General features: G+C 71.4%; 5 protein-coding genes. 4 read left to right on the top strand and 1 reads right to left on the bottom strand.

What is annotated here, in order from left to right; genetic code table 11:
* Positions 1–4: 4 nt before the first annotated feature.
* The gene (locus tag GA0074694_RS28160) at positions 5–442 is read right to left on the bottom strand and encodes a hypothetical protein (RefSeq protein ID WP_091462958.1); all 438 of its coding nucleotides are present in this window, start codon (positions 440–442) and stop codon (positions 5–7) included.
* 219 nt (positions 443–661) lie between these two features.
* On the opposite strand from GA0074694_RS28160, the gene GA0074694_RS28155 reads away from it, so the two are divergent.
* The 4 genes from GA0074694_RS28155 (at position 662) to GA0074694_RS28140 (ending at position 13389) form a co-directional block, all read left to right on the top strand.
* Positions 662–1381 (top strand): recombinase family protein, encoded by a 720-nt coding sequence (locus GA0074694_RS28155; protein WP_425413646.1) that lies wholly within the window; start codon positions 662–664, stop codon positions 1379–1381.
* Positions 1382–2039: 658 nt separating this feature from the next.
* The gene (locus tag GA0074694_RS28150; RefSeq protein ID WP_091462957.1) at positions 2040–8501 is read left to right on the top strand and encodes a winged helix-turn-helix domain-containing protein; all 6462 of its coding nucleotides are present in this window, start codon (positions 2040–2042) and stop codon (positions 8499–8501) included.
* On the top strand, positions 8396–9595 hold the full coding sequence (locus GA0074694_RS28145) for a hypothetical protein (RefSeq protein WP_091462956.1): 1200 nt from the start codon (positions 8396–8398) through the stop codon (positions 9593–9595). Before GA0074694_RS28150 ends, GA0074694_RS28145 begins: the two co-directional genes overlap by 106 nt.
* Positions 9586–13389, top strand: a complete 3804-nt coding sequence (locus tag GA0074694_RS28140) for a hypothetical protein (protein ID WP_091462955.1) — start codon at positions 9586–9588, stop codon at positions 13387–13389. The genes GA0074694_RS28145 and GA0074694_RS28140 overlap by 10 nt, the downstream gene beginning before the upstream one ends.
* Positions 13390–13435 lie beyond the last annotated feature (46 nt).

Raw genomic sequence — 13435 nt, 5'->3', positions numbered from 1 at the left:
CAACTCATGCCGTTGCCTGCTCGTCCTCGGGATGGGGGGCTCGCCACTCTCGGGGCTTGGTGCCGGTGGCCTCGGCGACCTGGGCGACGTCGCGGTGGTTGTAAGCGGTGCGTACACCGGAGATGGACATGCCGGCGGCTGCGGCCAGGTCGCCCAGCGTGTAGGGGCGGGGTTGGACGAACTCGCGGCCGTAGGCGATCAGCTCGCGGATCCGCTGCTCGGCTTTCTCCTTCGCGCGGCGGGCACCGGCCAGCGCGCCGATCAGCGGGTCCTGGTCGCCTCCGTCCCACGCGGCCCGCAGGTTCTCGGCAGCACGTTCTTGGTCCTTTGCAGCTTCGTCCCGCGCCGCGAGAAAGCCGTCGTCGTGCTCCTCGCCGGGGTCGGGTTGCGGGATCGGGTAGAGGATCGCGGCCACGTCGGTGAAGATGTCTCGCCGGGGCATGCCTACATTCTGCGCACTTGTTTGCGATGATCGCAAGCCATTGCGCGTGCTGCATTTCGACCTCGTCCTTCGGGTTTCTGATCTTGTTTGAGAAACGATCGTTTTCCGGACAAGATCAAGATGGTCACTGAGACAAAGTAGATCGCGTCCGAAAAACCCGTCCGAGAAGTCGGCGTGTCCAACAATGCGACAACGGGTTTGTTGGGCACGCTGGACGGCGTGACCGTCACCCCCGCGCCCGCCGAGGACGACCTGCTCACCCCGACGCCGCTCGCAGGCATGCTCGTCGGCTACGGGCGAGTCTCCACCCGGGAGCAGAATCTCGCCCGCCAGCAAGCCGCATTGATTGCGGCCGGCTGCGCCAAGTGCTTCTTCGACAAGGCCTCTGGGAAGAACACCGACCGGCCCGAGCTAGCCAAAATGTTCGAGTACATCCGCCCCGGCGACGTGCTCACCGTCGTCTCGCTCGACCGACTCGGCCGCTCGCTGGAAGACCTGATCGGCATCGTCGGCCGGCTCAAGCGCCACGGCGTCGGATTCCAGTCCCTACACGAGAAGCTCGACACCACCACCGCTGGCGGGATGTTCGTCTTCCACGTCTTCGCCGCGCTGGCCGAGTTCCTGCGCACCATCATCGTGGCCAACACCAACGAGGGCCTGGCCGCCGCTCGTGCCCGGGGGCAACGCCTCGGCCGGCCGCCGGCGATGACCCCGGAGAAGGTCGCGTACGCGCTGCAACTGCTCGCCGAGCCGAACCGCACGATGACCTCGATCGCCAAGCTGCTCGGCGTCTCGCGCAGCACCCTGTACAGCGCGCTGCCTCGCCTCATCCCGGCCCAACCCGGCGAACAGGTCGACCTTGTGGACGCGGCGTCCCCGCGGATCGGACTGACCGAGTCGTTCGCCATGACGCCGGGGCGGCCAGCGGCAGCGGCCTGATCCGCAGGGAGCAGTTACCCGGCCGAGGCCCGGCCACCCGCAACACGGGATCACCCCCGCATGCGCGGGGAGCAGCCGGACATCCCGACCACGGACAGGTGTGCGCTGGGATCACCCCCGCATGCGCGGGGAGCAGCGTCCGTCATCGCGGCGACCCCGCACCACGATCCGCTCGCCCTCGTCGCCACGTCCGCTACGACCAGCGGAGAAAGACCCGAAAACACCGTCCGTGCAAGCTCATCGACATCCTTCACGCCAGTGTCAACGACCCCCACGACTCTCCGTCACCACCGAATGTGAGACAGGGCCGAAATCCTACGCAGTCCCGGGTGGTGAACCCACTGCCAGGATTCAGTCGTGGGGTAACGGGGGGGTGGTGGGATGAGCGCGTTGAGTGATGAGGAGCTGTTGGTCGAGGTGTGTGCGGCCCTGGATTTCAGGGCGAGGCGGTGGGCCTCTGTCGTTGTGTCTGGGTGAAACGGAGGCCATCGGTTCCGAGCTGGTTGCGGACATGAGTGGCGGTGCGCGGGGCTGCTTCGCGTGGGAACGAGATGGCCGACGGCCGAGGCGTTGGTGCGCTGCTGGGTGATTGGCATTGAGTGCCCCTGGTGGGGGTGGGGAGGGGGCGTTGGCGGTGGCGGAGGCTGCTGTTCCTTCCGTGGGTCTCAGTGAGTCGTCGAAGCAGGCCCTGGAGGCGTTCACCGGGATGCGGTTGCACCGGTCGAATCTGCCGGTGTTGGCGTACGACCTGAACGCGTTGGAGGTGCTGGCGGATCGGGTGCGGACCCTGTTGGTTCCGGAGCTGGCCCAGGTGATCAAGGTGGTTGGGGCGGCGGGGGAGGGTGAGGTCTTCGACCGGTTCGTGGCGCAGACCGCTCCGTTCGTGGAGTTGTTGGACGGGGTCGCCGATCTGAAGGTGAACGCGGCTCAGGCGATGCGGGGCTTCCTGAACCAGATGGAGCTGACGGATCGTCAGGCGCTGGTCATGTTCATCTTCATGATGACGGAGTTGGCGGTCGCGTTCGCGATGGCGTTTGTCCTGCCGGTGGAGGCGGCGGCGCACATCGTGAAGACCCGGACGATCATCCAGACGATCCTGCGGTCGTCGATGGTGCGGGCGGCGGCGAGCAGCACGGCGATCCAGATGTTGTTCATGCCGGGGTCGTCGTTGTTGGCGCAGATCAGCATGCTGGCTGATGGTCTGGTGCCGGGGGTCGACTGGGCGCAGGTCGGTAAGCAGGCGTTGTACGGGTTGGCGGTGGCGGGTGTCACCACGGCGGCCGGGCCGGCGTTGGCCCGGTTCGCCGGGGTCGTGGGTGGTGCTCTGGCGAAGTTCGAAGTGTCGGATACCACGCGTAACCTGCTGACCAGCCTGATGATGGTGCCGGTGTCGGAGATCGGCCTGGAGGTGGTCGGCGACATCGCCGCCAGCTACATCGTCGACGGGACCTACGACCCCAGTGGTCTCGGTATGGCCGTGATTTCCGGGGCGTTGTCGGGGTCGGGTGAGCTGGGCGCGTCCGGGGCCGGGGCCGCTGCGCGTCGCGTGGCTGTCGGTTTGGGGTTCAATCCGACCCGGCCCCGGTGGAACATGCCCGCCGGTACCGGTTTCACCGCCGACGGCAGGCCGGTCGCTCCGGTCACTCCGGCACCGTCCACGTATCAGCCGGAGGTCGACGATCCGGCGGGTGCGGGCTCTGGCGGGCCGGGCCCGGTGCCCGTCCCGCCGGTGCCGGCACCGACCCTGTCGGCACCGGACCTGTCCGCGCCGGCGTGGTCGGCCCCGGACCTGCCGGTGCCGGCGTGGTCCGTGCCGAGCTTCTCGGTGCCGCTGGTGCCGGTGCCGGAGTGGGTAGCGGCCGCTGGTGCGCTGGTGGTGGAGCAGTGGCAGCGGTTCCAGCGGGAACTGGTGGACCACTATGGTGGACTGCTGGCCGGGATGGGGCAGGCGCGGCAGTTCCTGGCCGCGCTTCCCGTGTCGGTTGAGCGGGTGTTCGCCGGGTGGGTCGACGCCCGGCGGGGTGATCGGGCTGTTGCGGCTTTCCTGTCCGCGGTCGGTCTGCCCGCTGCCGCGTTGACCGAGGGGTATCTGACGGGTGTCCGGCAGCGGGCGGTGGCCCGGGTGGTCGAGGCGTTGGCGTTCTCCGGTGGGCGGATCCCGGCCGAGGTGCGGGCGCGGCAGGTGATCGCCGGGCTGCCGGCGGAGTTCGACCGGCAGGCGCTGCGCTCGCTCGCGCACCTGGCCGTTCAACACCACATCGACCAGTACCTCGCCGCCGGCCTACCCACAGGCACCGGCACGCCGACAGGCGCTGGCGTGCCGACAGGCGCTGGCGTGCCGACAGGCGCTGGCGTGTCGGGGGGCGCTGGGGCGGTGGTGCCGTCCGCTGGCGTGCTCAGGGCGGTCGAGGGCGGCGTGTGGAGCCAGGTGGACCGTGGGGTCGATGTGATCCTCGGTGCCCCTGCCGTGCTGCCGGGTGTGGTGGCCGGTCCCGACGCCGGGCAGGTCAGTGCCGTGGGGAGGGTGGTCCGGCAGGCGGTTACCGACCTGTCCGCCCGTTTCTCGGCCGTGACGGTCCCCGGTGTCACCGGGGCGGCCGCCGGTGTGGCTACGGTCGATGTCGAGGAAGGCGGGCGTGTCGGCGGGCCGGCGGTGCCGGTGATGTCCGAGCGGCACACCGCGGCGGCGGCTGGTCTGGCGCAGGCCCAGTTCACCGCGTTGGCCCGCCGCTACGGTGTCGATCCGGCCGGTCATGCGGCGTTGGTCACCTCGTTCCAGCGGGAGTGGGTGGACGGGTACCACAAGGTGCTCGCCTCGGCCGGCGGGAGCGTGACGCCCGGGACGGCGGATGTGGTCGGGGCCCTCGGTACGGTGCCGGGTGGTGCCGGCTCCCGTGTCGGTGGCATGTCGATCGTCGACGTCGACAGCGTCGGTGATACGGCGTCGGTCAGTGACGTGTCTATTGCAAGCGGTGGAGTGTTCAGCCCCGATCTCGGCTCCCGGGACACGGATTCGACCGGTTTCAGGGACTCGGGTTCGATCAGTGATGTGTCGTTGCTGGACGAGTCGATCAGTGCCGACTCTGGCGGTCTCGGCGAGCGGGCCGTCGCGGCGACTGGGCCGGCCGTGGAACGAATCCACGATCTCGCCAGCGGCGGCTACGGCCGTGCCAGCGACGCTCAGCTGCGCCGGCTCGCTGCGGACCTCGGTATCCAGGCGGCGTCGCCGGACGGGGTCCTGCCCCAACTGTTCGAGGTGTCCAGGGATGTCGTCATGGCGGACACGTTCAGCGGCGTGTACTTCGCCGACCCGGCAGCGGCGGATCTGGACGCGGCGGCGGATCGCACGGCGGCGCAGGCGCTGCCGTCGGTGGAGGGATGGTTCACCATCGCCGGGCACCGGAACCTGGCCGAGCGGCTGGCCGACGATCCGGTGCGTCAGGCCTTGTTCCTCCGGATGATCACCGCCTCGCCCGCCTGGCAACACGCCGTCGCGCAGGCGCGACAGCGCGGCGGCGGCATACCTGACATCATGCTGGTCTGGTGCGACGCGGCATGGCGGGGACCGGGGCAGGCCACCTCCTTCGGTGGATGGTTGCGCACCCAGCTCCGTGCCCGGCGGCTGATGTCGTCCACGCACGAGGTGGACCAGATACCCGGCGAGCTGCGGCCACACGTGGACGAGCCGGTGCGGTCCGTGTTGTTCTCGGATGGTTCGGTGGAGTTGTTCGGGCCGGATCTGGTGGAGGCGGTACGGACCGCGGACATCGTCGAGAACGGTCAGGAACCCGGCGTGCGCTGGCCGGATCAGGAGGACTTCGTCGCCGCTGGCGGCCGGCACCGGTGGGCCGGCAACACCTCAGGCGGGCAGTCGCCCGATCCAGCGGAAGGCGGCGACCCGTCTGGTCCTGGCCCGGTGTCCGCCGCCCAGTGGGTGTGGGGCCCGTCGCGGGATCCAGGGGCGCAGTTGCCGGTGCCGGGCCCTGCCCTCGGACCGGACCACCCGCAGGGTGAGGACCTGTCCTGGCTGGACGACTGGGGTATGTTGCCGATGTCCGGGCTGGTACCTGCCCCGCCGGCGGGCACGGGTCTGCCAGGGCTGCCCGGGCCGTTGGACGACCCGTACGCCCCCACCGCGTCGTCCTGGCCGGCGGGGTGGGCGGAACCGGGGTGGCCGGTACCCGGCATGGGCGTGACCGACGGGCACGGTGCGGCGATGTCCACCGACTTCGACCAGCCGGGCATCGACGATCAGGCCAGCGACGGCGGGAACCTCGGCGACTGGGCCGGCGACGGCGGGAACCTCGGCGACTGGGCCGGCGAGGGCGGGAACCTCGGCGACTGGGCCACCTACCCGGGGCCGGACATGGACTGGCAGCCATACCTCGCGTCCTGGCCAGCGGTGGCCCGCACCGACGCCGGCACTGTTCACGCCGGCGACACCCTCCATCACCCGGCCGACGAGCCACCCACCACGCCCGCCTCGCCGCAACCCGACCAACCCCAACCCCAACCCCAACCCGCTGCGGGCAGCCGGTGGGTGCGCGACCCGGGCGAGGCCCGGGCGCTGTTCGACCAGCACGCCGGCCACATCGCCACCACAACACGGCAGCGGGAACAGCTGCGGCAGTTGTGGAACGCCCTGATCGACCGGATGGACGACAACGGGATCATCACCGCCAGCGGGTCAGTCCTCGCCGAGGCGACATCCGCGCCGCAGCCGACGGTGCATGACCGGATCGGGGCATTGCGCGACCGTGGTCTGCTGCAGCGGGTCCGAGAAGGTCGCGGTGGCGGGGCGGCGCGGTACGGGGTGAGCGATCCGGGTCAGCCCCGGCAAGCACCGTTGCCGGCCCTTCCCGCGGGCAGCCGATGGGTGCGCGACCCGGGCGGGGCCCGGGCGCTGTTCGACCAGCACGCCGACCACATCGCCACCACAACACGGCAGCGGGAACAGCTGCGGCAGTTGTGGAACGCCCTGATCGACCGGATGGACGACGACGGGATCATCACCGCCAGCGGGTCAGCCCTCGCCGAGGCGACATTCACACTGCGGCCGACGGTGCATGACCGGATCGGGGTATTGCGCGACCGTGGTCTGCTGCAGCTGGTGCAGGAAGGTCGCGGTGGCGGGGCGGCGCGGTACGGGGTGAGCGATCCGGGTCAGCCCCAGCAAGCACCGTTGCCGGCCCTTCCCGCGGGCAGCCAGTGGGTGCGCGACCCGGGCGGGGCCCGGGCGCTGTTCGACCAGCACGCCGGCCACATCGCCACCACAACACGGCAGCGGGAACAGCTGCGGCAGTTGTGGAACGCCCTGATCGACCGGATGGACGACAACGGGATCATCACCGCCAGCGGGTCAGACCTCGCCGAGGCGACATTCACACCGCAGCGGACGGTGCATGACCGGATCGGGGTATTGCGCGGCAGTGCTCTGCTGCATCTGGTGCAGGAAGGTCGCGGTGGCGGGGCGGCGCGGTACGGGGTGAGCGATCCGGGTCAGCCCCAGCAAGCACCACTGCCGGCCCCTCCCGAAGGCAGCCGATGGCTGCGCGACCCGGGCGGGGCCCGGGCGCTGTTCGACCAGCACGCCGGCCACATCGCCACCACAACACGGCAGCGGGAACAGCTGCGGCAGTTGTGGAACGCCCTGATCGACCGGATGGACGACAACGGGATCATCACCGCCAGCGGGTCAGACCTCGCCGAGGCGACATTCACACTGCGGCGGACGGTGCATGACCGGATCGGGGCGTTGCGCGACCGTGGTCTGCTGCATCTGGTGCAGGAAGGTCGCGGTGGCGGGGCGGCGCGGTACGGGGTGAGCGATCCGGGTCAGCCCCGGCAAGCACCGTTGCCGGCCCTTCCCGAAGGCGGCCAGTGGCTGCGCGACCCGGGCGGGGCCCGGGCGCTGTTCGACCAGCACGCCGGCCACATCGCCACCACAACGCGGCAGCGGGAACAGCTGCGGCAGTTGTGGAACGCCCTGATCGACCGGATGGACGACGACGGGATCATCACCGCCAGCGGGTCAGACCTCGTCGAGGCGACATCCGCACCGCAGCAGACGGTGCATGACCGGATCGGGGTATTGCGCGACCGTGGTCTGCTGCAGCGGGTCCGGGAAGGTCGCGGTCGCGTGGCGGCGCGGTACGGGGTGAGCGATCCGGGTCAGCCCCGGCAAGCGCCGTTGCCGGGCCCTGCCCTCGGACCGGACCGCCCGCAGGGTGAGGACCTGTCCTGGCTGGACCACGGGGCTACGGTGCCGATGTCCGGGCCTGCACCTGCCCCGCCGGCGGGTACGGGTCTGCCAGGGCTGCCCGGGCCGTTGGACGACCCGGACGCCCCCACCGCGTCGTCCTGGCCGGCGGGGTGGGCGGAACCGGGGTGGCCGGTACCCGGCATGGGCGTGACCGACGGGCACGGTGCGGCGATGTCCACCGACTTCGACCAGCCGGGCATCGACGATCAGGCCAGCGACGGCGGGAACCTCGGCGACTGGGCCGGCGAGGGCGGGAACCTCGGCGACTGGGCCACCTACGAGGTGGACCCAGCCCGTTCGCTCGATGTGGACCCGGCCGATCTGCTCTATCCGTTTGAGGCCGTGGGCACGGAACCCGACCCCGCGCCGCAACCGATGGATCCGCCCCGGCCGCAGGCCCCGCCCGGCCCGACATCATGGTCGCCGCCCAACGGCGACCAGCCCAGCCAGTCCCCAGGGACTCAGTCGTTCCCGCCCGGACCGGGCATGCAGGATCCGGCACCTCAGTCGCCGATGTCCGGGCTGGTACCTGCCCCGCCGGCGGGCACGGGTCTGCCAGGGCTGCCCAGGCCGTTGGACGACCCGGACGCCCCCACCGCGTCGTCCTGGCCGGCGGTGGCCCGCACCGACGCCGGCACTGTTCACGCCGGCGACACCCTCCATCACCCGGCCGACGAGCCACCCACCACGCCCGCCTCGCCGCACCCCGACCAACCCCAACCCAACCCCAACCAGCTGCGGGCAGCCGGCGGGTGCGCGACCCGGGCGAGGCCCGGGCGCTGTTCGACCAGCACGCCGGCCACATCGCCACCACAACACGGCAGCGGGAACAGCTGCGGCAGTTGTGGAACGCCCTGATCGACCGGATGGACGACAACGGGATCATCACCGCCAGCGAGTCAGACCTCGCCGAGGCGACATTCACACTGCGGCAGACGGTGCATGCCCGGATCGGGGTATTGCGCGGCAGTGCTCTGCTGCAGCTGGTGCAGGAAGGTCGCGGTGGCGGGGCGGCGCGGTACGGGGTGAGCGATCCGGGTCAGCCCCGGCAAGCACCACTGCCGGCCCTTCCCGAAGGCAGCCGATGGCTGCGCGACCCGGGCGGGGCCCGGGCGCTGTTCGACCAGCACGCCGGCCACATCGCCACCACAACACGGCAGCGGGAACAGCTGCGGCAGTTGTGGAACGCCCTGATCGACCGGATGGACGACAACGGGATCATCACCGCCAGCGAGTCAGACCTCGCCGAGGCGACATTCACACTGCAGCGGACGGTGCATAACCGGATCGGGGCATTGCGCGACCGTGGTCTGCTGCAGCTGGTGCAGGAAGGTCGCGGTGGCGGGGCGGCGCGGTACGGGGTGAGCGATCCGGGTCAGCCCCGGCAAGCACCACTGCCGGCCCTTCCCGAAGGCAGCCGATGGCTGCGCGACCCGGGCGGGGCCCGGGCGCTGTTCGACCAGCACGCCGACCACATCGCCACCACAACACCGCAGCGGGAACAGCTGCGGCAGTTGTGGAACGCCCTGATCGACCGGATGGACGACAACGGGATCATCACCGCCAGCGGGTCAGACCTCGCCGAGGCGACATCCGCACCGCAGCCGACGGTGCATGACCGGATCGGGGTATTGCGCGACCGTGGTCTGCTGCAGCTGGTCCGGGAAGGTCGCGGTGGCGGGGCGGCGCGGTACGGGGTGAGCGATCCGGGTCAGCCCCGGCAAGCGCCGTTGCCGGGCCCTGCCCTCGGACCGGACCGCCCGCAGGGTGAGGACCTGTCCTGGCTGGACCACGGGGGTACGTTGCCGATGTCCGGGCCTGCACCTGCCTCGCCGGCGGGCACGGGTCTGCCAGGGCTGCCCGGGCCGTTGGACGACCCGGACGCCCCACCGCGTCGTCCTGGCCGGCGGGGTGGGCGGAACCGGGGTGGCCGGTACCCGGCATGGGCGTGACCGACGGGCACGGTGCGGCGATGTCCACCGACTTCGACCAGCCGGGCATCGACGATCAGGCCAGCGACGGCGGGAACCTCGGCGACTGGGCCACCTACGAGGTGGACCCAGCCGGTTCGCTTGATGTGGACCCGGCCGATCTGCTCTATCCGTTTGAGGCCGTGGGCGCGGAACCCGACCCCGGGCCGCAACCGATGGATCCGCCCCGGCCGCAGGCCCCGCCCGGCCCATCATGGTCGCCGCCCAACGGCGACCAGCCCAGCCAGTCCCCAGGGACTCAGTCGTTCCCGCCCGGACCGGGCATGCAGGATCCGGCACCTCAGTCGCCGATGTCCGGGCTGGTACCTGCCTCGCCGGCGGGCACGGGTCTGCCAGGGCTGCCCGGGCCGTTGGACGACCCGGACGCCCCCACCGCGTCGTCCTGGCCGGCGGGGTGGGCGGAACCGGGGTGGCCGGTACCCGGCATGGGCGTGACCGACGGGCACGGTGCGGCGATGTCCACCGACTTCGACCAGCCGGGCATCGACGATCAGGCCAGCGACGGCGGGAACCTCGGCGACTGGGCCGGCGAGGGCGGGAACCTCGGCGACTGGGCCACCTACCAGGGGCCGGACATGGACTGGCAGCCATACCTCGCGTCCTGGCCAGCGGTGGCCCGCACCGACGCCGGCACTGTTCACGCCGGCGACACCCTCCATCACCCGGCCGACGAGCCACCCACCACGCCCGCCTCGCCGCAACCCGACCAACCCCAACCCCAACCCGCTGCGGGCAGCCGGCGGGTGCGCGACCCGGGCGGGGCCCGGGCGCTGTTCGACCAGCACGCCGGCCACATCGCCACCACAACACGGCAGCGGGAACAGCTGCGGCAGTTGTGGAACGCCCTGATCGACCGGATGGACGACAACGGGATCATCACCGCCAGCGAGCTAGCCCTCGCCGAGGCGACATCCACACCGAAGCCGACGGTGCATCGCCGGATCGGGGCATTGCGCGGCAGTGCTCTGCTGCAGCTGGTGCAGGAAGGTCACGGTGGCGGGGCGGCGCGGTACGGGGTGAGCGATCCGGGTCAGCCCCAGCAAGCACCGTTGCCGGCCCTTCCCGAAGGCAGCCGATGGCTGCGCGACCCGGATGGGGCCCGGGCGCTGTTCGACCAGCACGCCGACCACATCGCCACCACAACGCGGCAGCGGGAACAGCTGCGGCAGTTGTGGAACGCCCTGATCGACCGGATGGACGACAACGGGATCATCACCGCCAGCGAGTCAGACCTCGCCGAGGCGACATTCACACTGCGGCAGACGGTGCATGCCCGGATCGGGGTATTGCGCGGCAGTGCTCTGCTGCATCTGGTGCAGGAAGGTCGCGGTGGCGGGGCGGCGCGGTACGGGGTGAGCGATCCGGGTCAGCCCCGGCAAGCACCACTGCCGGCCCTTCCCGAAGGCAGCCAGTGGCTGCGCGACCCGGGCGGGGCCCGGGCGCTGTTCGACCAGCACGCCGGCCACATCGCCACCACAACACGGCAGCGGGAGCAGCTGCGGCAGTTGTGGAACGCCCTGATCGACCGGATGGACGACAACGGGATCATCACCGCCAGCGGGTCAGACCTCGCCGAGGCGACATTCACACCGCGGCAGACGGTGCATGCCCGGATCGGGGTATTGCGCGGCAGTGCTCTGCTGCGGCTGGTGCAGGAAGGTCACGGTGGCGGGGCGGCGCGGTACGGGGTGAGCGATCCGGGTCAGCCCCGGCAAGCACCACTGCCGGCCCTTCCCGAAGGCAGCCGATGGCTGCGCGACCCGGGCGGGGCCCGGGCGCTGTTCGACCAGCACGCCGGCCACATCGCCACCACAACACGGCAGCGGGAGCAGCTGCGGCAGTTGTGGAACGCCCTGATCGACCGTATGGACGACAACGGGATCATCACCGCCAGCGGGTCAGACCTCGCCGAGGCGACATCCGCACCGCAGTCGACGGTGCATGCCCGGATCGGGGTATTGCGCGACCGTGGTCTGCTGCAGTTGGTCCGGGAAAGTCGCGGTGGCGGGGCGGCGCGGTACGGGGTGAGCGATCCGGGTCAGCCCCGGCAAGCACCGCTGCCGGGCCCTGCCCTCGGACCGGACCGCCCGCAGGGTGAGGACCTGTCCTGGCTGGACCCCGGGGCTACGGTGCCGATGTCCGGGCTGGTACCTGCCCCGCCGGCGGGCACGGGTCTGCCAGGGCTGCCCGGGCCGTTGGACGACCCGGACGCCCCCACCGCGTCGTCCTGGCCGGCGGGGTGGGCGCAACCGGGGTGGCCGGTACCCGGCATGGGCGTGACCGACGGGCACGGTGCGGCGATGTCCACCGACTTCGACCAGCCGGGCATCGACGATCAGTCCAGCGACGGCGGGAACCTCGGCGACTGGGCCGGCGACGGCGGGAACCTCGGCGACTGGGCCGGCGACGGCGGGAACCTCGGCGACTGGGCCACCTACCAGGGGCCGGACATGGACTGGCAGCCATACCTCGCGTCCTCTCCAGCGGTGGCCCGCACCGACGCCGGCACTGTTCACGCCGGCGACACCCTCCATCACCCGGCCGACGAGCCACCCACCACGCCCGCCTCGCCGCAACCCGACCAACCCCAACCCCAACCCCAACCCCAACCAGCTGCGGGCAGCCGGCGGGTGCGCGACCCGGGCGAGGCCCGGGCGCTGTTCGACCAGCACGCCGGCCACATCGCCACCACAACACGGCAGCGGGAACAGCTGCGGCAGTTGTGGAACGCCCTGATCGACCGGATGGACGACAACGGGATCATCACCGCCAGCGAGTCAGACCTCGCCGAGGCGACATTCACACTGCAGCAGACGGTGCATAACCGGATCGGGGCATTGCGCGACCGTGGTCTGCTGCATCTGGTGCAGGAAGGTCGCGGTGGCGGGGCGGCGCGGTACGGGGTGAGCGATCCGGGTCAGCCCCAGCAAGCACCACTGCCGGCCCTTCCCGAAGGCAGCCGATGGCTGCGCGACCCGGGCGGGGCCCGGGCGCTGTTCGACCAGCACGCCGGCCACATCGCCACCACAACGCGGCAGCGGGAACAGCTGCGGCAGTTGTGGAACGCCCTGATCGACCGGATGGACGACAACGGGATCATCACCGCCAGCGGGTCAGACCTCGCCGAGGCGACATCCACACCGAAGCCGACGGTGCATGCCCGGATCGGGGTATTGCGCGACCGTGGTCTGCTGCGGCTGGTCCGGGAAGGTCGCGGTCGCGGGGCGGCGCGGTACGGGGTGAGCGATCCGGGTCAGCCCCGGCAAGCACCGTTGCCGGGCCCTGCCCTCGGACCGGACCGCCCGCAGGGTGAGGACCTGTCCTGGCTGGACCACGGGGCTACGGTGCCGATGTCCGGGCCTGCACCTGCCCCGCCGGCGGGCACGGGTCTGCCAGGGCTGCCCGGGCCGTTGGACGACCCGGACGCCCCCACCGCGTCGTCCTGGCCGGCGGGGTGGGCGGAACCGGGGTGGCCGGTACCCGGCATGGGCGTGACCGACGGGCACGGTGCGGCGATGTCCACCGACTTCGGCCAGCCGGGCATCGACGATCAGGCCAGCGACGGCGGGATCCTCGGCGACTGGGCCGGCGACGGCGGGAACCTCGGCGACTGGGCCACCTACGAGGTGGACCCAGCCCGTTCGCTCGATGTGGACCCGGCCGATCTGCTCTACCTGCTTGAGGCCGTGGGCACGGAACCCGACCCCGCGCCGCAACCGATGGATCCGCCCCGGCCGCATGTCGACGACGCGTGAAAAATGACCCTGTGTCGACGGGTCAAAACTGACCCCCTTCAGTGAT

It is taken from the genome of Micromonospora inyonensis (assembly GCF_900091415.1).
GTDB classification, from domain to species: Bacteria; Actinomycetota; Actinomycetes; order Mycobacteriales; family Micromonosporaceae; genus Micromonospora; species Micromonospora inyonensis.
The sequence above is the reverse complement of the archived record's forward strand: the minus strand, read 5'-3'. Positions and strand labels throughout refer to the sequence as shown.

Excerpts from the sequence above, each read along its gene's own strand:
- GA0074694_RS28160 (WP_091462958.1), bottom strand. The coding sequence starts at position 442 with ATGCCCCGGCGAGACATCTTCACCGACGTGGCCGCGATCCTCTACCCG.
- GA0074694_RS28140 (WP_091462955.1), top strand. The coding sequence starts at position 9,586 with ATGGGCGTGACCGACGGGCACGGTGCGGCGATGTCCACCGACTTCGAC.